This is a genomic window from Variovorax sp. CAN15, from assembly GCF_030462475.1.
In the GTDB taxonomy this organism is placed as follows: Bacteria; Pseudomonadota; Gammaproteobacteria; order Burkholderiales; family Burkholderiaceae_C; genus Variovorax.
Genome location: NZ_JASMRZ010000012.1, coordinates 1 through 23,299, shown reverse-complemented (window position 1 = coordinate 23,299; position 23,299 = coordinate 1). Strand labels below are relative to the sequence as shown.

General features: G+C 68.3%; 21 protein-coding genes, 1 tRNA gene and 1 pseudogene. 15 read left to right on the top strand and 8 right to left on the bottom strand.

Annotation, left to right across the window (positions count from 1 at the left end; translation table 11 throughout):
* Positions 1–23 precede the first annotated feature (23 nt).
* The gene (locus QMO14_RS11285) at positions 24–1,004 is read right to left on the bottom strand and encodes a tripartite tricarboxylate transporter substrate binding protein (protein ID WP_301507175.1); all 981 of its coding nucleotides are present in this window, start codon (positions 1,002–1,004) and stop codon (positions 24–26) included.
* 46 nt (positions 1,005–1,050) lie between these two features.
* Positions 1,051–2,115: a CDP-6-deoxy-delta-3,4-glucoseen reductase gene (locus QMO14_RS11280; protein WP_301507173.1), complete on the bottom strand. Its 1,065-nt coding sequence runs from the start codon at positions 2,113–2,115 to the stop codon at positions 1,051–1,053.
* A gap of 85 nt (positions 2,116–2,200) precedes the next feature.
* Between QMO14_RS11280 and QMO14_RS11275 the strand changes: the two genes are divergently transcribed.
* Positions 2,201–3,142, top strand: coding sequence for an NAD-dependent epimerase/dehydratase family protein (locus tag QMO14_RS11275; RefSeq protein ID WP_301507171.1), 942 nt, complete (start codon positions 2,201–2,203; stop codon positions 3,140–3,142).
* A gap of 209 nt (positions 3,143–3,351) precedes the next feature.
* On the opposite strand, the gene QMO14_RS11270 is transcribed toward QMO14_RS11275, so the two are convergent.
* Positions 3,352–3,436 (bottom strand) — tRNA-Leu (locus QMO14_RS11270).
* Positions 3,437–3,477: 41 nt separating this feature from the next.
* Between QMO14_RS11270 and cysM the strand changes: the two genes are divergently transcribed.
* The 3 genes from cysM (at position 3,478) to QMO14_RS11255 (ending at position 5,313) form a co-directional block, all read left to right on the top strand.
* Positions 3,478–4,380 carry a cysteine synthase CysM gene (gene cysM / locus QMO14_RS11265; protein WP_301507169.1) on the top strand — a complete coding sequence of 301 codons (903 nt, stop codon included), beginning with the start codon at positions 3,478–3,480 and terminating at the stop codon, positions 4,378–4,380.
* 140 nt (positions 4,381–4,520) lie between these two features.
* Positions 4,521–5,096, top strand: a complete 576-nt coding sequence (locus QMO14_RS11260; protein ID WP_301507167.1) for an NUDIX domain-containing protein — start codon at positions 4,521–4,523, stop codon at positions 5,094–5,096.
* A complete protein-coding gene (locus QMO14_RS11255; protein ID WP_093205394.1) occupies positions 5,086–5,313 on the top strand; it encodes a sulfurtransferase TusA family protein in 228 nt (75 codons plus the stop codon). Before QMO14_RS11260 ends, QMO14_RS11255 begins: the two co-directional genes overlap by 11 nt.
* A gap of 72 nt (positions 5,314–5,385) precedes the next feature.
* Here QMO14_RS11255 and galU read toward each other — a convergent pair whose 3' ends face one another.
* Positions 5,386–6,276: a UTP--glucose-1-phosphate uridylyltransferase GalU gene (gene galU, locus QMO14_RS11250; RefSeq protein WP_301507157.1), complete on the bottom strand. Its 891-nt coding sequence runs from the start codon at positions 6,274–6,276 to the stop codon at positions 5,386–5,388.
* 99 nt (positions 6,277–6,375) lie between these two features.
* Positions 6,376–9,255, bottom strand: coding sequence for a valine--tRNA ligase (locus QMO14_RS11245; RefSeq protein WP_301507155.1), 2,880 nt, complete (start codon positions 9,253–9,255; stop codon positions 6,376–6,378).
* A gap of 107 nt (positions 9,256–9,362) precedes the next feature.
* Between QMO14_RS11245 and yaaA the strand changes: the two genes are divergently transcribed.
* The 10 genes from yaaA (at position 9,363) to QMO14_RS11195 (ending at position 19,070) form a co-directional block, all read left to right on the top strand.
* Positions 9,363–10,148 (top strand): peroxide stress protein YaaA, encoded by a 786-nt coding sequence (gene yaaA / locus QMO14_RS11240; RefSeq protein ID WP_301507153.1) that lies wholly within the window; start codon positions 9,363–9,365, stop codon positions 10,146–10,148.
* A gap of 153 nt (positions 10,149–10,301) precedes the next feature.
* Positions 10,302–11,144, top strand: coding sequence for a 2OG-Fe(II) oxygenase (locus QMO14_RS11235; RefSeq protein WP_301507151.1), 843 nt, complete (start codon positions 10,302–10,304; stop codon positions 11,142–11,144).
* Between the two features lie 23 nt (positions 11,145–11,167).
* Complete coding sequence (locus tag QMO14_RS11230; protein WP_301507149.1) at positions 11,168–12,070, top strand: alpha/beta fold hydrolase; 903 nt, start codon at positions 11,168–11,170, stop codon at positions 12,068–12,070.
* Positions 12,067–12,933: an NADPH-dependent 7-cyano-7-deazaguanine reductase QueF gene (gene queF, locus QMO14_RS11225; protein ID WP_301507147.1), complete on the top strand. Its 867-nt coding sequence runs from the start codon at positions 12,067–12,069 to the stop codon at positions 12,931–12,933. Before QMO14_RS11230 ends, queF begins: the two co-directional genes overlap by 4 nt.
* A gap of 125 nt (positions 12,934–13,058) precedes the next feature.
* Positions 13,059–13,964, top strand: coding sequence for an SDR family NAD(P)-dependent oxidoreductase (locus QMO14_RS11220; RefSeq protein WP_301507145.1), 906 nt, complete (start codon positions 13,059–13,061; stop codon positions 13,962–13,964).
* A gap of 79 nt (positions 13,965–14,043) precedes the next feature.
* Positions 14,044–14,934 (top strand): LysR substrate-binding domain-containing protein, encoded by an 891-nt coding sequence (locus QMO14_RS11215; RefSeq protein WP_301507143.1) that lies wholly within the window; start codon positions 14,044–14,046, stop codon positions 14,932–14,934.
* A gap of 172 nt (positions 14,935–15,106) precedes the next feature.
* Positions 15,107–15,994: a LysR family transcriptional regulator gene (locus QMO14_RS11210; protein ID WP_301507141.1), complete on the top strand. Its 888-nt coding sequence runs from the start codon at positions 15,107–15,109 to the stop codon at positions 15,992–15,994.
* Positions 15,995–16,106: 112 nt separating this feature from the next.
* Complete coding sequence (locus tag QMO14_RS11205) at positions 16,107–17,261, top strand: mandelate racemase/muconate lactonizing enzyme family protein (protein ID WP_301507139.1); 1,155 nt, start codon at positions 16,107–16,109, stop codon at positions 17,259–17,261.
* A gap of 70 nt (positions 17,262–17,331) precedes the next feature.
* Positions 17,332–18,345, top strand: a complete 1,014-nt coding sequence (locus QMO14_RS11200) for a tripartite tricarboxylate transporter substrate binding protein (RefSeq protein WP_301507137.1) — start codon at positions 17,332–17,334, stop codon at positions 18,343–18,345.
* Positions 18,346–18,347: 2 nt separating this feature from the next.
* The gene (locus QMO14_RS11195; protein ID WP_301507135.1) at positions 18,348–19,070 is read left to right on the top strand and encodes an aspartate/glutamate racemase family protein; all 723 of its coding nucleotides are present in this window, start codon (positions 18,348–18,350) and stop codon (positions 19,068–19,070) included.
* A gap of 6 nt (positions 19,071–19,076) precedes the next feature.
* On the opposite strand, the gene QMO14_RS11190 is transcribed toward QMO14_RS11195, so the two are convergent.
* From QMO14_RS11190 to QMO14_RS11180, 3 genes are all read right to left on the bottom strand, one after another.
* Positions 19,077–20,444, bottom strand: a complete 1,368-nt coding sequence (locus tag QMO14_RS11190; protein WP_301507133.1) for an MmgE/PrpD family protein — start codon at positions 20,442–20,444, stop codon at positions 19,077–19,079.
* Positions 20,445–20,554: 110 nt separating this feature from the next.
* On the bottom strand, positions 20,555–21,718 hold the full coding sequence (locus QMO14_RS11185) for an acyl-CoA dehydrogenase family protein (RefSeq protein WP_301507131.1): 1,164 nt from the start codon (positions 21,716–21,718) through the stop codon (positions 20,555–20,557).
* Positions 21,719–21,728: 10 nt separating this feature from the next.
* Complete coding sequence (locus tag QMO14_RS11180; protein WP_301507129.1) at positions 21,729–22,514, bottom strand: citryl-CoA lyase; 786 nt, start codon at positions 22,512–22,514, stop codon at positions 21,729–21,731.
* Between the two features lie 106 nt (positions 22,515–22,620).
* Between QMO14_RS11180 and QMO14_RS11175 the strand changes: the two are divergent.
* Positions 22,621–23,299 (top strand): annotated as a pseudogene (locus QMO14_RS11175) (acyl-CoA dehydrogenase); the annotation flags it as partial.

Genomic DNA, 23,299 nt, shown 5'->3' with positions numbered 1-23,299 from the left:
CGAAGTGCGCGAAGCCCCGGGGGTCAGTCGACCTTTGCTCCGGTGGCCTTGACGACCTTCTCGTACTTGGCCAGTTCGCTCTTCATGAAGGCACCGAACTGCTCGGGCGAGCTGCCCACGGGCTCGGCCAGCAGCGAAGCGAAGCGCGTCTTCGTCTCCGGCGCGTTCAGTGCCGCCACGAAGGCCTGGTTGAGCTTCATGACCACGTCGTGTGGCGTCCCGGCCGGCGCGACCAGGCCCCACCAGGTGTCGATGGAGAAGCCCTTGAGCGTGTCGGCCACGGGCGGCACGTCGGGTAGCGAGCTGCTGCGCTGCAGCGTCGTCACCGCGAGCGCCTTGAGCTTGCCCGAGCGTATGTTCGGCGCGGCGGTGGCGAGGTTGTCGAAGTTGAAGTCGACCTGGCCCGAGATCAGCGCCAGTTGCGCCGGATTGCCGCCGTTGTACGGAATGTGCAGCGCGAAGATGCCCGCTTCCTTCTTGAACAGCTCGCCCGCGAGGTGCCCCGCGCTGCCGTTGCCGCCGCTGCCGTAGTTCAGCTTGGCGGGGTTGGCCTTGGCGTAGCGGATCAGGTCGGCCACGCTGTTGATGTTCAGGCGCTTTGCCGTGTCGGCGTTCATCACCAGCACGTTGGGCACGCGGACCATCTGAGTGATCGGCGCGAAGTCGGTCGCGGCGTTGAATGGCATCTTGCTGTAGAGCCACGGGTTCACCGCGTTGGTGGCGGTGGCGGCGATGCCGATCGTCAGGCCATCGGCTGGCGCCTTCGCCACCGCGTCGGCGCCGATGTTGCCGCCCGCGCCGGGCTTGTTGTCGATGATGACCGTACCCAGCGTGTCCTTCACGCGTTCGGCCAGGATGCGCGCGGTGTTGTCGATCGGTCCGCCCGCCGCATAGGGAACCACTAGGCGGATGGGGCGCTGCGATTGCTGCGCCATGGCCTGGCCGGTGCCCAGCAGGGCGGTGGTGCTTGCGATCAGGGAGAGGAGGAAGTGTCTCGTCTTCATTTTGTTCTTGGGTCAGTCGTTTTCGGGGATCAAGGGTGGATGGATCTCAGGGCAGGGCCTTGTCCGCCTCCGTGGTGAACGCGTCGGCGAAGAATTCTTCCTCGGGCAGACCCGCCAGCGCCACGTAGTCGCGCTTGGCCGAGTCGACCACGATGGGCGCGCCGCAGGCATACACCTGGTGGCCGGAAAGGTCGGCGAAGTCTTCGAGCACGGCCCGGTGGACGAAGCCGGTGCGGCCGGTCCAGTTGTCCTCGGGCGTGGCGTTGGAGACCACCGGCACGTAGCGAAGGTTCGGCATCTGTGCCATCTGCTCGCGCAGCCAGCCGTCCATGTACAGGTCCTCGGGGCGGCGGCCGCCCCAGTAGAGCGTGGCGGGCCGGTCGATGCCCTTGAACCGCATGTGCTCCAGCAGTGCCTTGATCGGCGCGAAGCCCGTGCCGGAGGCCAGCAGGATCATCGGCTTGTCGGAGTCCTCGCGCAGGAAGAAGCTGCCGAAGGGGCCTTCGATGCGCAGGATCTCCTTTTCCTTCATCGTGCCGAACACGTGGTCGGTGAACTTGCCGCCGGGCAGGTGCCGCAGGTGCAACTCGATGCCCGTGCCGGGCTGGGCCAGCGTGTGCGGCGCATTGGCCATCGAGTAGCTGCGGCGCGCGCCGTCGCGCAGGATGAATTCGACGTACTGGCCGGCGTGGAACTGCAGCGGTTCGCCGGCCGGCAGCTGCAGGCGTACCAGCATCACGTCGTGCGACTGGCGGGTGAGGGCCATCACCCGCACCGGCATCTTGCGGATCGGCAGCGCGCCGGCCTCGGTGACCTGGCGAGATTCGAGCACCACGTCGCTCGTGGGATGGGCGCAGCAGGTGAGCACGTAGCCGGCGAGTTGCTCCTCGGCGCTCAGGGCCTTGCTCTGGTGCGGGCCGAGGGTGACCTCGCCCGAGAGCTTCTTGCACTTGCAGGAGCCGCAGGCGCCGTCCTTGCAGCCGTAGGGCAGGCCGATGCCCTGGCGGATGCCCGCGGCCAGGATGGTTTCGTCGCCCTGGACCACGAAATGGCGCCCGCTGGGCTCGACGGTGATGGAAAAGCCCGCTTCGTGCGGCGCTGTGGCAGTCATCGGTATTCTTCGAGGGGTAATGCTCTTTCCGGGCCGCCTGCGGCCAGGGGAGCAGCAACTGAATTGGGAAGACGGGAACAGGATTTTGCCTTCAATCAATAGCCCCTCCGGCGCGCTGCCAGCGCGGTTCCGGCGAGAACGCCTGCTGATCGTCGGTTGCGGCGATGTCGGCCAGCGCGTGGCGCGCGACCTGCGCGGCCGCATGCAACTGGTGGCGCTCACTTCATCGGCCGACCGCGTGGGAGCCCTGCGCGCGGCCGGAATACGCCCCCTGGTAGGCAACCTGGACGATCCGGCCACCCTTCGCCGCCTCGCCGGCATCGCCACCCGCGTGCTGCACCTGGCGCCCCCCGCGCGCGACGGCGGCCCCGCCTGGTGGCGCGACCAGCGCACCACGACGCTGGCGCGGGCCCTGCGGCTGCGCTCCGTGCCTTCGGCTTTCGTCTACGGCTCCACCAGCGGCGTCTATGGCGACTGCGGCGGCGCCCGCATCGACGAAACCCGCACGGTGTGCCCCGACACCCCGCGCTCCCACCGCCGCGTCGATGCCGAACGCGCCGTGCGCTGGCTCGGCCGCAGCGCGGGCGTGCGCGCCAGCATCCTGCGCATTCCCGGCATCTACGCGCCCGACCGCGAGAACGGCACCCCCCGCGCCCGCCTGCAGCGCGGCACGCCCGTGCTGCGGCGCGAGGACGACGTCTACACCAGCCACATCCACGCCGACGACCTCGCCCGAGCCTGCATCGCCGCGCTCTACCGCGGCAAGCCGCAGCGCGTCGTGCACGCCGCGGACGACACCGAACTGCGCATGGGCGACTACATGGACCTCGCCGCCGACCTCTACGGCATGCCCCGCCCGCCCCGAGTAGCCCGAGGCGAGGCCGAGCGGCAGCTTCCGCTGCAACTGCTGAGCTTCATGGGGGAATCGCGCCGGCTGGACAACACAAGGCTGAAGCGCGAGCTAAGGGTGCGCCTGGCGCACCCGACGGTGCACACCGGCCTGCGCGAAGAGACCGAGCTGAAATAAAAAGGAAGAGAGAAGGGGCCCTATTCCAGGGACACCGTGTAACCGGCTCCGCCGGGCCACCGGTGTCGCCCCCGGAAGGGGGTTGGCGAAGCGACACGAAGTGCGCGAAGCCTGGGGGAGAGCCAAGTTCTGCCGGGCCACCGGTGTCGCCCCCGGAAGGGGGTTGGCGCAGCGACACGAAGTGCGCGAAGCCTGGGGGAGAGCCAAGCTGGTGCCCGGGGCCGGAATCGAACCGGCACGCCTTGCGGCGGGGGATTTTGAGTCCCCTGCGTCTACCAATTTCACCACCCGGGCAGGGTTCTGAACGAAGCCCAAAATTATGGCACAGTGGCTGCATGAATTACCCGACGATCGAAGACGCCATCGGCAAGACCCCTCTGGTCGCACTGCAACGCATCAATGCCGCAGAAAACGCCAGGCGCGGCAACGTGATTCTCGGCAAGCTCGAAGGCAACAATCCCGCCGGTTCCGTTAAGGACAGGCCGGCCCTCTCGATGATTCGGCGCGCAGAGGAACGCGGCGAAATCAAGCCCGGCGACACGCTCATCGAAGCCACCTCCGGCAACACCGGCATCGCGCTTGCGATGGCCGCAGCCATCAAGGGCTACCGCATGGTGCTCATCATGCCGGAGGACCTCTCCGTGGAGCGCGCACAGACCATGAAGGCCTTCGGCGCCGAACTGGTGCTCACGCCCAAGAGCGGCGGCATGGAATACGCGCGCGATCTTGCCGAGCAGATGGTGGCCCAGGGCAAGGGCCGCGTGCTCGACCAGTTCGCCAACCCCGACAACCCGCGCATCCACTACGAGACCACCGGCCCCGAGATCTGGGCCGACACCAAGGGCAAGGTCACGCACTTCGTGAGCGCCATGGGCACCACCGGCACCATCACCGGCGTCTCGCGCTTCCTGAAAGAGAAGAACCCGGCCGTGCGCATCATCGGCGCGCAGCCGGCCGAAGGCTCGCGCATTCCGGGCATTCGCAAGTGGCCCGCCGAGTACCTGCCGAAGATCTTCGATCCCAGCCGCGTCGACGAGGAAATCAGCGTGAGCCAGAGCGATGCCGAAGAGATGTGCCGCCGCCTCGCGCGCGAGGAAGGCATCTTMGGCGGCATCTCTGCCGCAGGCGCGCTGTGGGCCGCGCTTGAAGTGTCGAAGACGGTGGAGAACGCCACCATCGTCTTCGTGGTCTGCGACCGCGGCGACCGTTATCTCTCCACCGGCGTCTTCCCCGCCTGACAAGGCCCGCCCCCAGGCTATGCGCACTTCGTGTCGCTTCGCCAACCCCCTCCGGGGGCAACACCTGCAGCCCGGCAAAGCCGGTTCTGCGGTGTTCCTGGAAGGGGCCACTACTCAACAACAAGAAGGCTGAGAACCCCATGCCCCATCCCAAGTTCTGCCAGGTCTGTGCCACGCCGCTCGAGTGGATCGCGCTGATGGAAGACGGCGGCCCCAAGGAGCGCCTGCGCTGCACCAACTGCGGCCACACGCACTGGAACAACCCGACTCCCGTGCTCGCCGCCATCGTCGAGTACCGCGGACAGGTGCTGCTGGCGCGCAATGCGGCGTGGCCCGGCAAGATGTTCGCGCTCATCACCGGCTTCATGGAAGCCGGCGAAACGCCCGAGGAAGGCATCGCGCGCGAGGTGAAGGAAGAAACCAACCTCGACGTGAGCGCCACGAAGATCGTCGGCGCCTACGACTTCCAGCGCATGAACCAGGTGATCATCGCCTACCACGTGGTGGCCGACGGCGAGGTGAAGCTCTCGCCCGAGCTTGTCGACTACCGCCTCTACGACCTGCCCGATCTCAAGTGCTGGCCCGCCGGCACAGGCTATGCGCTGGCCGACTGGCTGCGCACGCGCGGCCACGAACCGGTGTTCTTCACCGCCGCCGAGAATGAGGAGCGCCGCCGCGGCCTCAACTTGCCCCCGGAGCCCGGCAATGCAAGTTGATCGCGAACTCGACACGCGCGGCCTGAACTGCCCGCTGCCCATCCTCAAGGCGAAGAAGTCGCTCAACGAGATGGCGAGCGGCCAACTGCTGAAGGTGGTGTCGACCGACCCTGGCTCGATCCGCGACTTCCAGGCCTTTGCGCGCCAGACCGGCAACGAGCTGATGGAGCAGGAGACCGTCGGCACCGACTTCATCCATGTGCTGAAGCGCCGCTGAAGTACAGCAGCGACGACAAAAAAGAAAAGGGCCGCTGTCGCGGCCCTTCGTGCATCTGCTCGAAGCGGTGGATTACAGCTTCAGGCTCTTGAGGTACTCGCGGAAATCCGCGCCCACTTCGGGGTGCGCCAGCGCCAGTTCCACCGATGCCTGCAGGAAGCCTTCCTTGCTGCCGCAGTCGTAGCGGATGCCCTTGTACGAGTACGCATACACCGATTCCTTCTTCATCAGCGCCGCGATGCCGTCGGTGAGCTGGATCTCGCCGCCCGCGCCCTTGGGCTGGTTGCGGATCTCGTCGAACACGCCCGGCGTGAGGATGTAGCGGCCTGCCACGCCGAGGCGCGAGGGCGCTTCTTCGGGCTTCGGCTTCTCGACCATGCGGCTGACCTTCACCAGGCCTTCTTCGACCTTGTCGCCGGCCACGATGCCGTAGCGCTTGACGTGTTCGAGCGGCACTTCCTGCACCGCGAGCAGCGAGCCGCCGAGGCGGCCGAAGGCTTCGGTCATCTGCGCCAGCACCGGTTGGCCGCCGTCGGGGCCGACCATCAGGTCGTCCGCCAGCAGCACGGCGAAAGGCTCGTTGCCGACCAGGTGCTCGGCGCACAGCACCGCGTGGCCCAGGCCCAGCATGCGCGGCTGGCGCACATACGAGCAGGTCATGTCGTCGGGCATGACCGAGCGGGCGATGTTCAGCAGGGCGGTCTTGCCGCTGGCCTCGAGCTGGCTCTCGAGTTCGTAGGCGGTGTCGTAGTGGTCTTCGATGGCGCGCTTGTTGCGGCCGGTCACGAAGATCATGTCGCGGATGCCGGCTGCATACGCCTCTTCGACGGCGTACTGGATCAGCGGCTTGTCGACCACCGGCAGCATTTCCTTGGGTTGCGCCTTCGTGGCCGGCAGGAAGCGGGTACCGAAGCCGGCAACGGGGAATACGGCCTTGCGGATGCGGGTCGCGGATGTGGACATGGGCGGTTCAGCGTCTTTCGTCAAAGAGGGGGATGGCAGGATGCGAAACGGCGCGCAGCCGCTCCAGGCATCCTAAACGCCTTCGAAACCCGGAGTCTGTCAGCCGAGGCGTACAAGCTGATCGCGCAAACGTTCCAGAGTGGCGGTGAAGTCAGTCAGACGTTTACGTTCCTGCTCGATCACGGCCGGCGGGGCCTTCGCGACGAACGCTTCGTTACCCAGCTTGGAGTGCACCTTGGCGATCTCGCCCTCGACGCGCGCGACTTCCTTGCCGATGCGAACCTTCTCCGCGGCCTTGTCGATCTCCATGTGCAGGCACAGGCGCGCGGCACCCACCACCGCGACCGGCGCGGCTTCGGCGGCAGCCGACCACGAGGCCTCGTCGTCGAAGACCTTCACTTCTTTGAGCTTGGCGAGCGCCTGCAGCACCGGCGCGGATTCGCGCAGGAAGGCCGCGCCTTCGGCATCGTCGGCCACCGCGTAGAGCGGCAGGCGCGTGGCGGGCGATACGTTCATCTCGCCGCGCAGCGTGCGGCAGGCATCCACCAGCGCCTTCAGCCGCGCCACATGCGCCTCGGCGGCCTCGTCGATCTTCTCGGGCTGGCTCTTCGGATAGGCGGCGACCATGATCGACTCGCCCTCACGTCCTGCAACCTTCGAAACCTTCTGCCACAGCTCTTCCGTGATGAACGGAATCACCGGGTGCGCCAGGCGCAGCAGCGTCTCGAGCACACGGATCAGCGTGCGGCGCGTGGCGCGCTTCTGCGCGTCGTCGCCGGTCTGGATCTGCACCTTGGCGATTTCCAGGTACCAGTCGCAGAACTCGTCCCAGGCGAACTGGTAGATCGCGGTGGCCACGTTGTCGAGGCGGTACTCCTCGAAGCCCTGGGCCACCTCGGCCTCCACGCGCTGCAGCTTCGACACGATCCAGTAGTCGGCGCGGCTGAACTTCAGGTAGCCGTGCGCCTTGCCGCCGACCTTGCAGTCCTCCTTGCTGTGCTCCAGCAGGCCGCAGTCCTGGCCTTCGCAGTTCATCAGCACGAAGCGCGTGGCATTCCACAGCTTGTTGCAGAAGTTGCGATAGCCCTCGCAGCGCTTCGAGTCGAAGTTGATGCTGCGGCCCAATGAGGCCAGCGAGGCGAAGGTGAAGCGCAGCGCGTCGGCGCCGAAGGCCGGGATGCCGTCGGGAAACTCTTTTTGCGTGTTCTTGCGAACGGCCGGCGCCGTCTCTGGCTTGCGCAGGCCCTGCGTGCGCTTGTCCAGGAGCGCGGGCAGCTCGATGCCGTCGATCAGGTCCACCGGGTCGAGCACGTTGCCTTCGGACTTGCTCATCTTCTTGCCCTGCGCGTCGCGCACCAGGCCGTGGATGTACACGTGCTTGAACGGCACCTTGCCGATGAAGTGCTTGGTCATCATGATCATCCGGGCGACCCAGAAGAAGATGATGTCGTAGCCCGTCACCAGCACGGTCGAGGGCAGGTACAGGTCGAGGTCCTGCGTCTTCTCCGGCCAACCGAGGGAAGAGAAGGGCACCAGCGCCGACGAATACCAGGTGTCGAGCACGTCCTCGTCGCGCACCAGCTTCCTGCCGGGCGCCTTGGCCTGCGCGGCGGCTTCGTCTTCCGCCACGTACACGTTGCCTTCCTCGTCGTACCAGGCGGGAATCTGGTGGCCCCACCACAGCTGGCGCGAGATGGTCCAGTCCTGGATGTTCTCCATCCAGTGGTTGTAGGTGTTGACCCAGTTCTCGGGCACGAAGCGCACCTCGCCCGACTTCACCACGTCGATGGCCTTCTGCGCGATCGACTGGCCGTCGGCGCCAGGGCGCGTCATGGCCACGTACCACTGGTCGGTGAGCATCGGCTCGACGATGGCGCCCGAGCGCGCGCAGCGCGGCACCATCAGCTTGTGCTTCTTCACCTCGACCAGCAGGCCCAGCGCGTCGAGGTCGGCCACGATGGCCTTGCGCGCCACGAAGCGGTCGAGGCCGCGGTACTTCTCGGGGGCGTTGTCGTTGATGGTGGCGTCGAGCGTGAGCACGCCGATCATGTCCAGCTTGTGGCGCTGGCCGACGGCGTAGTCGTTGTAGTCGTGCGCGGGCGTGACCTTCACGACGCCGGTGCCGAACTCCTTGTCGACGTAGTCGTCGGCAATGATCGGGATCAGCCGGTCCACCAGCGGCAGCTTCACGCGCTGGCCGATGAGATGCTTGTAGCGCTCGTCTTCGGGGTGGACCATCACGGCCGTGTCGCCGAGCATGGTCTCCGGCCGGGTGGTGGCCACGGTCAGCGTGCCGCTGCCGTCTTCGAGCGGGTAGGCGATGTGCCAGAGCGAGCCGTCTTCCTCTTCGCTTTCCACTTCGAGGTCGCTCACCGAGGTCTTGAGCACCGGGTCCCAGTTGCCAAGGCGCTTGCCGCGGTAGATCAGGCCTTCCTCGTACAGCTTCACGAAGGTGTGGGTGACGACCTTGGAGAGGTCGTCGTCCATGGTGAAGTACTCGCGGCTCCAGTCCACCGTGTCGCCCATGCGGCGCATCTGCTCGGTGATGGTGTTGCCCGACTTTTCCTTCCACTCCCACACGCGCGCCACGAAGTTCTTGCGGCCCAGGTCATGGCGGCTGACCTTCTGCTCCTGCAGCTGGCGCTCCACCACGATCTGCGTCGCGATGCCCGCATGGTCGGTGCCCGGCACCCACAGCGTGTTGTCGCCCTTCATGCGGTGGTAGCGCGTGAGGCTGTCCATGATCGTCTGGTTGAACGCATGGCCCATGTGCAGCGTGCCCGTCACGTTGGGCGGCGGCAGCTGGATCGCGAACGATTCGGCGCCTTCCCTGGGTTGCTGCGTGCCTCTGAAGCCGGCCTTTGCATAGCCGCGCTTCTCCCATTCGGGGCCCCAGTGCGCCTCGATGGCGGCGGGCTCGAACGATTTGGAAAGGCTGTCCAGACCAGGCTGGGCGGGAGGGGTGGTGGGTTCGCTCATGGGGAAATGCAGAACGGCCCTTGGGGAGCCGTTGGGGGACACAGGTGAGGTAGCCCGCGATTTTACCGGGGCGGCTCCCCGTCACGGCCGCCACTGATAATTCCGGCATGCTGTTCCTGCTTTCCCCTGCGAAGTCGCTCGACTACGAAACCCCCGTCCCCTCCGAAATCCCCGCCACCCAGCCCCATTTCGAATCGCCCCGCGGCCCCTCGGTCGAACTCATCAAGCTGCTGCGCGAGAAGTCGCCCCAGCAGATCTCCGAGCTCATGAGCCTGTCGGACAAGCTCTCGGCCCTGAACGTGGCCCGCTACGAAGCCTGGTCCAGCAAGAGCAGCCCGAAGAACGCCCGCCAGGCCGCCTTCGCCTTCGACGGCGACGTCTACGGCGGGCTCGATGCCCGCACCCTCACGAAGGCGCAGCTGGCCTGGGCGCAGGACCACGTCTGCATCCTCAGCGGCCTCTACGGCCTGCTGCGCCCGCTCGACCTGCTGCAGCCCTATCGCCTCGAGATGGGCACCCAGCTCGCCAACCGCCACGGCAAGGACCTCTACGCCTTCTGGGGCTCGCGCATCGCCGAGCACCTGAACCAGCGCCTCGCGGCCGACAGCTCGCCGGTGGTCATCAACGTCGCGTCGAACGAGTACTTCAAGTCGGTGGACCGCAAGGTGCTCAAGGCCCGTGTGGTCGAATGCGTGTTCGAGGAGTGGAAGGGCGACAGGTACAAGATCGTGAGCTTCTTCGCCAAGCGTGCCCGGGGCCTGATGGCGCGCTGGGCCGTGCAGCACAAGGCGGCCACGCCCAAGGCACTGGAAAAGTTCGACCTCGAGGGTTATGGTTTCGACGCTCAGGTATCGACAGCCGAAAGGCTGGTGTTCAGGAGAAGGCTGGGATGACCCCCAGTCTTCGCGCACTTCGTGTCGCTTCGCCAACCCCCTTCCAGGGGGCAACGCCGGCGGCCCGGCAAAGCCGGTTCCGCGGTGTTCCTGGTGCGAGCAGCGGTGGTTTCATGCGTCTTGAGTCTTGGCGCAACTTGGAGGAATACTGAGATGTCGCAAGCGATCAGTCCGGAACTGCGCGAATGGCTGGTGGCCCAGCTCGCGGCCGGGCATTCGGTGCCGGCGCTGCGCGCGTCCATGCGCGCGGCGGGCTGGCAGGACGCCGCCGCCGACGTGGCGCTGGCCCAGCTCGAAGCCGGTTTCCCGAACGTGGAAGTCGCGCTGCCGCCCGTGCAGGCGAAGATGCCCGGGCCCGACCTCGACGGCGCGCCGCTTTACATCGACGCGGGCGATCGCCGCGTGCAGGTGCTGCAGACCATGCGGCATCCGCGCGTGGTGGTCTTCGGCAACCTGCTGTCGGCCGAGGAGTGCGAAGGCCTGATCGCCGCCGCGCGCGTGCGGCTCGCGCGCTCGCTCACGGTCGAGACGCGCACCGGCGGCGAGGTGCTCAACGTCGACCGCACCAGCGACGGCATGTTCTTCGAGCGCGGCGAGAACGAGATCGTCGCGCGCCTCGAGCAGCGCATCGCCGCGCTGCTGCGCTGGCCGCTCGAGTTCGGCGAGGGCCTGCAGATCCTGCGTTACGCCCCCGGTGCGCAGTACCGCCCGCACTACGACTACTTCGACCCCAGCGAGCCCGGCACGCCCACCATCCTCAAGCGCGGCGGCCAGCGCGTCGCCACGCTGGTGATGTACCTGCAGGAGCCCGAGGGCGGCGGCGCCACCACCTTTCCCGACGTGGGCCTCGAAGTGGCCCCGGCGCGCGGCTGCGGCGTGTTCTTCAGCTACGACCGGCCCGACCCCGTCACCCGCACCCTGCACGGCGGCGCGCCGGTGCTGGCGGGCGAGAAATGGGTCGCCACCAAGTGGCTGCGCGAGCGCGAGTTCAAGTAAGCGCAGGCACAGCGAAGCAATCGATGAAAGTCACCGCCAACGGGCTGCAGATCGAGGTCGACGACAGCGGAGGCGAAGGGCGCCCCGTCATCCTGCTCATCATGGGTCTGGGCATGCAGCTCGTCGCGTGGCCGACGGCCTTCGTGCAGCAGCTGGTGGACGCGGGCTTTCGCGTGGTGCGCCACGACAACCGCGACATCGGCCTGAGCCAGGGCTTCGACCACGCGGGCGTGGGCAACCTCGTGTGGGAAACCATCCGCCACCGGCTCGGCCTGAAGGTGCGTTCGGCCTACACCCTGCAGGACATGGCGCTCGATTCGCTCGGCGTGCTCGACGCGCTGGGCATCGGCAAGGCCCACATCGTCGGCGCCTCCATGGGCGGCATGATCGCCCAGCGCATCGCCGCTTTCGCGCCGCAGCGCAGCACCAGCCTCGTGAGCATCATGAGTTCCAGCGGCGCGCGCGGCCTGCCCGGCCCGCGCCGCGAGGTCACCTCCATGCTCATGCGCCGCCCGGCGGGCCGCGACGAGGCCGCGCTGGTCGCGCACAGTATCCGGCTGCTGCGGCTCATCCAGAGCCCGGCCTATCCGCAGACCGACGAGGAGCTTTCCGAGCGGCTCGTCTTCAGCATGCGCCGCTCCTACCATCCGGCCGGCCTGATGCGGCAGATGCTGGCCATCGGTGCCGACGACGAGCGCCCCAGGCTGCTGCCGAGCATCCAGTCGCCCACGCTGGTGCTGCACGGCGATGCCGATGCGCTCGTGCCCATCGCCTGCGGCGAAGACACGGCCCGGCGCATTCCGGGCTCGAAATTCGTTTCCGTTCCCGGCATGGGCCACGACCTGCCGCCCGAGGTGTGCGCCATCCTCGCCGACCACATCGCACCGTTCGCGCACGCGGCCGAAGCCAGAAATTCAAAGCCATGAGCACAGACCACAACCCCAACACCCCCGAGCAATCGCAACTGGGCCGTGCCTCGGCCTACGCCGACCACTACGACCCCTCGCTGCTGTTCCCCATCGCGCGCGCCACGCAGCGCGAGGCCATGGGCATCAAGGCCGGTGCTTTGCCCTTCTTCGGCGCCGACCTATGGACCGCCTTCGAGGTGAGCTGGCTCAACCTGCGCGGCAAGCCGCAGCTGGCCATCGCGCACTTCACCATCCCCTGCGAGACGCCCAACATCATCGAGAGCAAGAGCTTCAAGCTCTACCTCAACAGTTTCAACAACAGCCAGTTCGCCAGCGTCGACGCGGTGCGCGAGCGCCTGCGTGCCGACCTGTCGGAGGCTGCGTGGCGCGGCAGCGACCAGCAGGCCACCATCGGCGTGACCCTGCTGGCGCCCGACATGTTCGACCGCGAGCCGGTGCACGAGCTCGACGGCCTCGACCTCGACCGCCTCGACATCGAGTGCAGTCACTACCAGCCCACGCCCGAGCTGCTGAGCAGCGACGCCACGCAGGCCCCCGTCAACGAGACCCTCACCAGCCGCCTGCTGAAAAGCAACTGCCTCGTCACCGGCCAGCCCGACTGGGGCAGCGTGCAGATCCGCTACAGCGGCCCGCCCATCGACCAGGCCGGCCTGCTCGCGTACATCATCAGCTTCCGAAACCACAACGAGTTCCACGAACCCTGCGCCGAGCGCATGTTCACGGACATCTGGAGCCGCTGCAAGCCGACCAAGCTCGCGGTGTATGCGCGCTACACGCGGCGCGGCGGGCTGGACATCAATCCGTTCCGCACGAGCTGGCCGCAGGCGCTGCCGCCGAACATCCGGACGGCAAGGCAGTAAAGCCCGGGGGGCCGGCCGCCGAAGCCCCTCTTCGGAAACCCCAAACCCGCTGTCGCCCTCCCTGTGGCATTCTGGATTTCGCCCGCGACCCCGCGGGCGAACGAACATCCACAGCAGAGGCAAGCATGGTTGAAGGAAAAGTGGTCGTCGTCACCGGCGCGGGCGGCGGCATCGGGCGCGACATCGCGCTGGCGATGGCGGCGCATGGCGCGAAGGTGGTGGTCAACGACATCGGCGCGGCGCTCGATGGTGCCGGCGGCAGCGCTGGGCCGGCGCAGCAGGTGGCCGACGAGATCCGCGCGGCCGGCGGGCAGGCCGTGCCCAGCACCGACAGCGTGGCCGATGCCGCGAGCGCGGCGCGTATCGTCGAATGCGCCGTAGAGAGCTTCGGGCGCATCGACGCGGTGGTGAACAACGCCGGCATCCTGCGCGACCGCTTCTTCCACAAGATGTCGGTGGACGAGTGGGACTCGGTGCTCAAGGTGCACCTGTACGGCGCGTACTTCACGAGCCGCGCGGCCGCCACGCACTTCAAGGAGCAGAACTCGGGCGCGCTGGTGCACATGACCTCGACCTCGGGCCTCATCGGCAACTTCGGGCAGGCCAACTACGCGGCGGCCAAGCTCGGCATCGTGGCGCTGTCGAAGTCGATCGCGCTGGACATGCAGAAATTCAACGTGCGCTCCAACTGCATCGCGCCCTTCGCCTGGAGCCGCATGATCGGCGCGATTCCCACCGACACCGACGAGCAGCGCGCCCGCGTCGACAAGATCAAGCAGATGACGCCCGCCAAGGTCGCGCCGCTGGCGGTCTACCTTGCGAGCGACGCCGCGGCGGCGGTCAACGGCCAGATCTTCTCGGTGCGCAACAACGAGATCTCGCTCATCAGCCAGCCGCGCCCGGTGCGCTCCATCCACCGCTCGGAGGGCTGGACGCCGCAGAGCATCGCCGAGCACGCCATGCCCGCGATGCGCGCCAGCTTCTTCGAGCTCGACCGCTCGGCGGACGTGTTCAGCTGGGACCCGGTCTGAGGACAAACCCGCACGGGGCGGCGAGCGGGCTCATTCGCCGGACAATGCGCGTTCCGTTTCCCCTTGATACCGGCGCCCGGTGAACCTGCACTTCGACCTGTTCGACCTGAAACTGTTCGTCTACGTGGCGGACGCGCACAGCCTCACGCGCGGCGCGGAGAAGGCCTGCATCTCGCTGGCCGCCGCCTCCACGCGCATCAAGCAGATGGAAGAAGCCGTGGGCGGCAAGCTGCTGCATCGCAGCGCGCAGGGCGTGAGCCTCACGGCGGCGGGGCAGGCGGTGCTCTACCACGCCAAGCGCGTGATGCAGCAGATGGAGCACCTGCGCTGCGACATGCAGGACTTCGGCAAGGGCATCAAGGGCCACGTGCGGGTGTTCGCCAACACCACTTCCATCACCGAATACCTGCCGCAGAAGCTGGCGGGCTTCCTCACGCAGCATCCGGCCGTGCAGGTGGACCTGCGCGAATACCTCAGCGAGGAGATCGTGCGCGCGGTGGCGGACGGCGAGGCCGACATCGGCATCCTCGCGGGCGACGTGCATACGGGCGACTTCGACGCGCGCCCCTTCGGCAGCAACCAGCTCGTGCTGGTGGTGCCTGCCACGCACCGCCTCGCGGGCGCGCCCTCGGTGGCCTTTGCCGACACGCTCGAAGAGCAGCACGTGGGCCTGCACCACGGCAGCGCCATCCACCGCTTCCTGCAGCGCCGGGCCGAACTCGCGGGGCGCGGCTTCAACCCGCGCATCCAGGTCAGCAGCTTCGAGGCCATCTGCCTGATGATCGAGGCGGGTGTTGGCGTCGGCGTGCTGCCGGCGTCGTCGGCGCAGCGGCTGTCGATGGCCATGCGCATCTCGACCGTGGCGCTCAGCGACGCCTGGGCCGAGCGCGAGCTGAAGCTGATCGCGCGCAGCCGCGAGCAGCTGCCAGCCTCCGCGCGCGAACTGTTCGACCACCTCGTCGCGTCATGACGCTCACCCCCAGGCTTCGCGCACTTCGTGTCGCTTCGCCAACCCCCTTGCAGGGGGCAACACCTGCGGCCCGGCAAAGCCGGTTCCGCGGTGTTCCTGACCTTGGCCGTGGCGAGCGAGCGCATCGTGGGCGATACATCGGCTCCTCGAAACACCTGAACGACGGGGGCGCATGTCCGCCGACCTGAAGTCGCTGCGCCTGTTCGTGACCGTGGCCGATCACGGCAGCATCAGCGAGGGCGCCAAGCGCTGCCACATCGCGCTCGCGGCGGCCAGCAAACGAATCTCCGACCTCGAAGCCCGCGCGCGGCTGCCGCTGCTGGTGCGCCATGCGCGCGGCGTCACGCTCACCTCGGCGGGCCACGGGCTGCTGCTGCATGCGCGCGCCGTGCTCTCGGCCATGGACCGGCTGGGCGCCGAACTCGACGACTTCCAGAACGGCGTGGCCGGCGTGGTCAGCATCACGGCCAATGCGTCGACCATCGCGCAGTTCCTGCCGGCGCAGATCGGCTCCTTCCTGCGCCTGCACCCTGTGCTGAAGATCGATTTGCAGGAGCGCGCCAGCACCGAGGTGGTGAAGGCGGTGCAGGCGGGTCTTGCCGACATCGGCGTGATCGAGGGCAACACGCCCGCCGACGGCCTCGAATGCCTGCCCTACCGCACCGACGAGCTGGCCGTGGTGGTTGCGCGCGACCATCCGCTGGCGCGGCGCAGGCGCATCGGCGTGGACGAGGTGCTGCGCCACGACCACATCGTGGTGCGCGAAGGCACGGCCCTGCACCGAGTGCTGCTGGCCGCCGCTCTGGAGGCCGGCGTGCCGCTGAAGGTGCGCATGCAGGTGGGCAGCTTCGACATGGTCTGCCGCATGGTGGAGCAGGGCGTGGGCATCGGCGTGCTGCCCTATGCGGCCATCCTGCCGCAGCTGCAGATACTGAAGCTGCGCTGCCTGAAGCTCGACGCGCCGTGGGCGCTGCGCCGGCACCTGCTGTGCGTGCGCAGGCAGCAGGACCTGACGGTGGCCGCGCGCTCGGTGCTGGAGCACCTGGGTTTGCCCGACTGAGCTGCCGGATCCGTCGAGCCTTCGCGCCGCGCGAAGCCTCGCTCCCGCCAAAAACGAATTGTTCTCCGGCGGCGCGCGCGCAAAGATGCGCGCTCCAGCAAAGGAGACAGACTTGAAGATCGTTCGCGTCAGCGCCACGCCGCTGAACATTCCCGTCACCATCGACGTGGTCGGCCTGAACAAGCAGACCTCGCTGTCGCTGTGCCTCACCGAGATCGAGACCGACACCGGCCTCGTCGGCCACGGCATGACGGCCATCACCGAGGAGGAAATCATCGCCGCCGCCGTGCGCGAGGTGGCCGGCCCCGCGCTGGTCGGCGAAGACCCGATGGCCACCGAGCGCCTGTGGGAAAAGCTCTATTGGCTGCTCTCGCCGCGCGGCCAGACCGGCTACGCGAGCCACACCATCGCCGCGCTCGACATCGCGCTGTGGGACATCAAGGCCCGTGCGCTCGGCCAGCCGCTGTGGCGCCTGCTGGGCGGCGCGCGCGCGAAGGTGCCGGTGTACGCCACCTTCGGCTTCGGCTTCTTCGAGCGCGACCAGCTCGCGGCTGCCGCCAAGCTGTGGGTGTCGCAGGGCTTCCAGCGGCTGAAGATGACCGTGGGCAACCACGCGCTCGCGCGCCGCGACGAACCTCGGCCGCTCGACGAAGTCATCGCGGAAGACGTGCGCCGCGTCGCCGCCGTGCGCGAGGCCGTGGGCCCCGATGTCAAGCTCTACGTCGACGCCAACTGCGGCCTCGACCTGTTCCACGCCACCGAGCTGGCACACCGCATCGAGCCCTACGGCATCAGTTTCTTCGAGGAGCCGCTCACGCAGAACGACGTGCGCCAGATGGCCCAGCTGCGCTCGCGCACCCGCATTCCGCTGGCCTGCGGGCAGAACGAGGGCCTGGCCTTCCGCTTTCGCGACCTGCTGGTGAACCAGGCCGCCGACGTGCTGCAGCCCAACGTGACCATCTCGGGCGGCTACTCGCAGGTGCTGAAGATCGCCGGCATGGCGCAGGCCTTCAACGTGCCCATCGACAACGGCGGCGCATGGCCCTTCCACAACATGCACCTGCACGCGGGCGTGTCGAATGGCGGACTGGTCGAGTACCACTACGTCGCGGTGCAGATGCTCAAGCAGATCTTCGACGGCCTGCCCGTGCCCGACCAGGGCTGGCTCACGCTGCCCGAGACACCGGGCCTGGGCTTCGCGCCGAACGCGGATCGCGTGCGCGAGCTGGCGAAGCTGCCGACCTCGCACGGCAAGGGCAAGGCCTGAGCCACACTTTCTTCCCACACGACCGCGCCGCGACAGACGGCCGGCGTCCGACACAGACAACGGAGACATGATGAAAGCCAGACAAGCGATTCGACCGCCCGCGCGCCGCCATGCATTGCGCGCGATGGCCGCCCTCGGACTCATGGGTGCCCTCGCGGCGCCCATGGCCTGGGCCCAGGCCCAGAAGTACCCCGACAAGCCCATCCGCCTCATCGTCGGCTATTCGGCCGGCGGTGGCGTCGACGCGGTAGCGCGCCTGCTCGGCACGCGGCTGTCGAATGTGCTGGGCCAGCAGGTGCTGGTGGAGAACCGCACCGGCGCCACCGGCCTCATCGCAGCCGATTTCGTCGCCAAGGCGCCGCCCGACGGCTATACGCTGATGATGGGCGACAGCGCCTTGCTCGCCGCCAAGCTGCTGCAGCCGAAGATCGCGCTGGACCCGCTCACCAGCTTCAAGCCGGTGGCGGGGGCCTTCATCTCGCCGCTGATGATCGTGGCCGGCAACGATTTCCCCGCGAAGACGCCGGCCGAGCTGGTGAAGGAGCTCAAGGCCAACGCCTCGCGCTACTCGTACGCCACCTCGGGCGTGGGCACGGTGCAGCACCTGGGCTTCGAGATGCTCAAGCAGGCCACGGGCAGCCAGGTGGTGCACGTGCCGTATCGCGGCGCCGCGCAGATCGTGCCCGACGTGATCGGCGGCCAGATTCCCCTCGGCGTGGTGAGTGCCACCGCCGGCATGGCGCAGGCCAAGGCGGGCAAGCTGCGCGCGCTGGCGATGATGAACACCGCCAAGCTCGAAGGCGCGGAAAGCGTGCCGCCGCTGGCCGATGCCCTGCCGGGCTTCGACGTGGCGCCGCGCATCTTCGTGCTGGCGCCGGCCGGCACGCCCAACGACATCGTCGACAAGCTGTCGGCCGCGGTGAAATCGGTGCTCGACACGCCCGAAGCCGGCACCGCGGCTGCCGCCCAGGGCACGCTGCGTGCCTACTCGACGCCGGCCCAGCTCGGCAAGGACATGGCGGCGGAGACTTTGCGGTGGAAAAAGATCATCGCGGACCAGCACATCGTGGCCGAGGGGAGCTGAGCATGGCGCAGCCTCATCTGGGCCTGATCGTGCCGCCGGCGGCGGGCGCGGTGCCGGTGGACGGTCCGCTGCTGTACGGCGAGCGCATCCGCTTCAGCGCGCTCGGGCTGGGCCTGGGCGAGATCTCCACGCGCGGCTATCTGGACGTGATCGATTCGGTGGTCGGGAAGGCCGTGGCGCTCAAGGAGGAGGGCGTTTCCGCGATCTCGCTCATGGGAACCTCGCTGAGCTTCTTTCGCGGCGCCGACTTCAACCGCCAGCTCGAGATCGAGATGGCGCGCGCCACCGGCCTGCCTTGCACCACCATGAGCAACGCCATCGTCAACGGGCTGCGGCACCTGAAGGTGCGGCGCGTGGCGGTGGCCACGGCCTACATCGACGAGGTCAACGCGCAGCTGCGCCGCTACCTGGAGCACAGCGGCTTCGAGCCACTGGCGCTCGAAGGCCTGTCGATCTCCGACGTGCAGGCCGTGGGCAAGGTGCCGACCAAGGCGCTGGTGGACCTTTGCGTGAAGGTGTTCGAGGCCAGGCCGGGCGCCGACGGCATCCTGATCTCCTGCGGCGGACTGGTCACGCTCGATGCGGTGCGCGAGGTCGAGGAGCGCCTGCAGGTGCCCGTGGTGTCCAGCTCGCCCGCCGGCTTCTGGGACCTGGCGCGCACCGCGGGGCTCGATGCGCGCTCGCCGGGCTGCGGCCGGCTCTTCGCCTGGACCGCGCCGGCCTGAACGGTTTCAGGCCAGCCAGAGTCCCACGCGCGGCGTGTCGGCCAGCTGCCAGATGCGCTGGCACAGCGCCTTGGCTTCCTCCGCCGTCGCGCCTTCGCCGTAGTGCGCGAGGCGCTGCATCTTGTCCTCGATCTCGACGCGGCTCAGGCTGTTGCCGGGGTCGCCCTTGGGCTCGTCGACGCGGCCCTGCAACGTGCGGCCGTCGGCGGTCCGCACGCTGACCTTGCCGATCCAGCGTGCGGGGTAGGCGGTGTCCACCTCCTCGTCGAGCTGCATCGTCACCTTCTCGCGGAAGGCCGAGACCTCGGGCGCGAGGAAGTCGCGGTCGAACTCGCCCAGGCCCGCGCGGCCGTGCACCGCGATCAGACCCAGCACCGTGCCCATCGAGAACTTGCCCTGGTGAACCGTGGCGGGCACGTCCACACGGCCCAGCACGTCGATGGCGCCCTGGTGCACGTGCGTGGTCACGCCCGACACGTCGGCAGGCTTCAGCTTGTTCTGCGTCATCACCTGCAGCAGCGCGTCGGCGGCGGGATGGGTGTGGCGGCAGGAGGCGTGGTACTTGAAGGAGGTCTCGGCCAGTGTCCAGCGCGTGCCGAGGCCGTCGGTGAGCCTGGCCGGGTCGGCGTCGCTGGACATGCCCACGCCCAGGCCCTGCGCGCCTTCGAGGATCTTCGCGGCGCCCGTGAAGCCGTCCTGCGCGAGGTAAGCCGACATCAGGCCGCTGGCGGCGGCGTGCGCGCAATGCAGCTGCTTGGAATCGGCCGCGTCGCGCAAAAACTCCCACACACCGGCCGACTGCGTGCCGGCCGAGCCGAAGGCGTGCAGCATCTGCCGCGGCGTTAGCTCCAGCAGCCGGCCCACCGCCGCGGCTGCGGCGAGCGTGCCGGCCGTCGCGGTCGTGTGGAAGGTCTTGTAGTGCGAGCGGCCGAGGAATTCGCCGACTCGGATGCCGACCTCATAGCCCGCGACAACGGCCGTGAGCAGTTGCGCGCCGCTCGCGCCGATGCTCTGCGCCACGGCCAGCGCGGGCGCGATGACGACTGCGGCCGGGTGGAACACCGAGCCGTTGTGCACGTCGTCCTGCTCCACGAAATGCGAGGCGGCCGCGTTGACCAGCGCCGCGAAAACCGGCGAGGTGGTGCGGCGCGAAGTCAGCAGCTCGCTGGGGCCCTCGGCGGGGCCCATCATCTGCGCGAATCGTTCGATGCTGCGCACCGGCCGTGCGGTGCGCGCGGCGAGCACGGAGCCCAGCCAGTCGAGCATCAGGTCCTCGGTGCGGCGAAGCACGGGGGCGGGGATGGCGTCGAACCTCAGCTCGGCGGCGAAAGTCGCGAGCACCTTGCTCGGATGATCAACAGCAGCGGACGTCATGAATGATCCTTTCGTGGAATGCCGCGGAACCGGCTTTGCCGGGCCGCAGGCGTTGCCCCCTGCAAGGGGGGTGGCGAAGCGACACGAAGTGCGCGAAGCCTGGGGGTTAGTCAAAAGGAACGGGGGAGGCCGAGCATGTGCTCCGCCACGTAGCTCAGGATCAGGTTCGTCGAGATCGGCGCCACCTGGTACAGCCGCGTCTCCCTGAACTTGCGCTCGATGTCGTATTCGCAGGCGAAGCCGAAGCCGCCGTGGAATTGCAGGCAGGCGTTGGCCGCCTCCCAGCTCGCCTTGGCCGCGAGGTACTTCGCCATGTTGGCCTGCGCGCCGCAGGGCTGGTGCGCGTCGAAGAGGCGGCAGGCCTCGTAGCGCATGAGGTTGGCCGCCTCCACCTCGATGAAGGACTCGGCGATGGGGAACTGCACGCCCTGGTTCTGGCCGATGGGCCGGCCGAACACCACGCGTTCCTTCGTGTACTTCGTGACCCGGTCGATGAACCAGTAGCCGTCGCCGATGCACTCGGCCGCGATCAGCGTGCGCTCGGCGTTCAGCCCGTCGAGGATGTACTTGAAGCCCTGGCCTTCCTCGCCGATGAGGTTCTCGGCCGGGATCTCCAGGTTCTCGAAGAACAGCTCGTTGGTCTCGTGGTTGACCATGTTGAGGATGGGCCGTACCTCGAGCCCCTTGCCGATGGCCTCGCGCAGGTCGACGATGAAGATCGACATGCCTTCCGACTTCTTCTTCACCTCCGAAAGCGGCGTGGTGCGCGCCAGCAAAATCATCAGGTCGGAGTGCTGGATGCGCGAGATCCACACCTTCTGGCCGTTGACCACGTAGCGGTCGCCCTTCTTCACGGCGGTGGTCTTGATCTTCGTGGTGTCGGTGCCGGTGGTGGGCTCGGTCACGCCCATGGACTGCAGGCGCAGCTCGCCGTTGGCGATCTTCGGCAGGTAGGCGCGCTTCTGGGCCTCGCTGCCGTGGCGCAGCAGCGTGCCCATGTTGTACATCTGGCCGTGGCAGGCGCCGGAGTTGCCGCCGCAGCGGTTGATCTCTTCCATGATCACCGAGGCCTCGGTCAGGCCCAGGCCCGAGCCGCCGTACTCCTGCGGGATCAGCGCGGCCATCCATCCGGCCCTGGTGAGCGCGTCGACGAATTCGGCAGGGTAGCCGCGCGCTTCGTCGATCTTGCGGAAGTAGGCGTCGGGAAACTGCGCGCACAGGTCGCGCACCGCGTCGCGGATGTCGGGAAAGTTCTTGTCGTTGGCGTTGTTCATCGATTTCTGCTCAATCCTGGCGGGGGCCGCCCGCTTCCTTTTCCACGCGCTGCCAGATCTCGATGGCCATCGGGTCGTCGATCTCCTCCAGGATGTGGCCCACGAGGCCGATGGCGCGCGCCATCACGCCGAAGCCGCGGATGATCTTCCAGGGAAAGCCGAACTCGGCCGCGATCGCACCGATGGCGCCGGTGGCGTTGATCGGCAGCGATTTGCCCGAGACGCGCTCGGCTTCTTCCTGCACCGCCTGCATCAGCGCGACATAGTGCGTGGAAAGCCCGTTCTCCGCCGCGATCTGGAAGAGACGCGGCGTGCGCGGGTCGATGGGCTTGTGCAGCGGATGGCCCAGCCCCGGCACGATCAGCTTGCGCGCGCGGTGGTCGGCCACGATGTCCCTGGCCATGTCGGCCAGCGGGCGCGAGGGCTTCTCGCCGAAGGGAATGGCCTCGTAGAGCATCTTCGCCGCGCCCTCGGTGCTGCCGACGAACACCGTGCCCAGTCCGCACAGGCCGGCCGCCACGGCCGCCTGCAGCGCCTCGGGCGCGCCTGCGTAGGTGAGGCGCGCGGCCAGCGCGCTGGGCGTGACGCCGTGCTCCACCAGCGTGACGACGATGGCGTTGAAGGTCACCGACTCCTGCGGCGTGGGGATGCGCCCGGTCAGCTCCAGGAAGGCCATGTCGCCGAGGTTGAGGTGGCCGAGGATCTCCGAGGGCAGGTCGCGCCCGCGCACGGTGATCCTGTCGGGCGTGCTGTGGCCCAGCTCGGTGTGCAGGGATTTCTTGATCTTGGTGGTCATGGGGGCGAATCTAGCCCCACGCGCGCGCAGCGGCTCTCTGATTGCGAAACCCTCCCTTCGGCAAATGCAAATGCCGCTTTGCGGGGGCTTCTGTCACGCTGCGGCGATGGATCTGGAATCACTTGCCGCCGTGCGCGAATCCGCGCTGGACTACTTCAATCGCAGCCGTGCCCTGCAGCGTCGGCGCGCTCGCATGGAGCGCCCCGGCACCGACGAGGCCGACGAGGCCGAGGGCTGGCAGGACATCGCCGCGCTCGGCTGGCCCGGCATGCTGGCGCCCGAATCGGCCGGCGGGCTCGCGCTGGGGCTCGACGGCGCGGCGGAAATCTTCCGCGCGGCGGGCGAGCATGCGGCCCCCGAGCCGCTGCTTGCCGTGGCGGGGCTCGGCGCGCTGCTGCTGGCACGGCTGGGAACGCCCGGCGCCGACGCCTTGCTCGCCGAACTGGTCGCGGGCCGCAGCCTGCCCGCGCTGGCCTGGCAGGAGAGCGCGGGCGATCTGAGCGCGGTGCCGTTGGCCTGCGGCTGCGAGCGTCGCTCTGGCGGCGGCGTGCTGCTGCAGGGCGAGAAGCTCATGGCGCTGCCCGGCGCGGCCGCCAGCGGCTGGCTGGTGTCGGCGCGCGGCGAGGACGACGCGGTGCTGCTGTGGGTGCCGCGCGGCACCGAAGGCGTGAGCGAGACGCCCGTGCCGCTGATCGACGGCAGCCAGGCCTCGAACCTGCGCTTCGAGCAGGTCGCGCTGCCGGCCGGCGCGGTGCTTGCCGAAGGACCGGCCGCGCAGGAGGCGC

Bases quoted from the DNA above. Each gene is read 5' to 3' on its own strand.
- QMO14_RS11285 (WP_301507175.1), bottom strand. From the start codon at position 1,004: ATGAAGACGAGACACTTCCTCCTCTCCCTGATCGCAAGCACCACCGCC.
- QMO14_RS11280 (WP_301507173.1), bottom strand. From the start codon at position 2,115: ATGACTGCCACAGCGCCGCACGAAGCGGGCTTTTCCATCACCGTCGAG.
- QMO14_RS11260 (WP_301507167.1), top strand. From the start codon at position 4,521: ATGCCCCATCCCAAGTTCTGCCAGGTCTGTGCCACGCCGCTCGAGTGG.
- QMO14_RS11255 (WP_093205394.1), top strand. From the start codon at position 5,086: ATGCAAGTTGATCGCGAACTCGACACGCGCGGCCTGAACTGCCCGCTG.
- galU (WP_301507157.1), bottom strand. From the start codon at position 6,276: ATGTCCACATCCGCGACCCGCATCCGCAAGGCCGTATTCCCCGTTGCC.
- QMO14_RS11245 (WP_301507155.1), bottom strand. From the start codon at position 9,255: ATGAGCGAACCCACCACCCCTCCCGCCCAGCCTGGTCTGGACAGCCTT.
- yaaA (WP_301507153.1), top strand. From the start codon at position 9,363: ATGCTGTTCCTGCTTTCCCCTGCGAAGTCGCTCGACTACGAAACCCCC.
- QMO14_RS11235 (WP_301507151.1), top strand. From the start codon at position 10,302: ATGTCGCAAGCGATCAGTCCGGAACTGCGCGAATGGCTGGTGGCCCAG.
- QMO14_RS11230 (WP_301507149.1), top strand. From the start codon at position 11,168: ATGAAAGTCACCGCCAACGGGCTGCAGATCGAGGTCGACGACAGCGGA.
- queF (WP_301507147.1), top strand. From the start codon at position 12,067: ATGAGCACAGACCACAACCCCAACACCCCCGAGCAATCGCAACTGGGC.
- QMO14_RS11220 (WP_301507145.1), top strand. From the start codon at position 13,059: ATGGTTGAAGGAAAAGTGGTCGTCGTCACCGGCGCGGGCGGCGGCATC.
- QMO14_RS11210 (WP_301507141.1), top strand. From the start codon at position 15,107: ATGTCCGCCGACCTGAAGTCGCTGCGCCTGTTCGTGACCGTGGCCGAT.
- QMO14_RS11200 (WP_301507137.1), top strand. From the start codon at position 17,332: ATGAAAGCCAGACAAGCGATTCGACCGCCCGCGCGCCGCCATGCATTG.
- QMO14_RS11195 (WP_301507135.1), top strand. From the start codon at position 18,348: ATGGCGCAGCCTCATCTGGGCCTGATCGTGCCGCCGGCGGCGGGCGCG.
- QMO14_RS11190 (WP_301507133.1), bottom strand. From the start codon at position 20,444: ATGACGTCCGCTGCTGTTGATCATCCGAGCAAGGTGCTCGCGACTTTC.
- QMO14_RS11185 (WP_301507131.1), bottom strand. From the start codon at position 21,718: ATGAACAACGCCAACGACAAGAACTTTCCCGACATCCGCGACGCGGTG.
- QMO14_RS11180 (WP_301507129.1), bottom strand. From the start codon at position 22,514: ATGACCACCAAGATCAAGAAATCCCTGCACACCGAGCTGGGCCACAGC.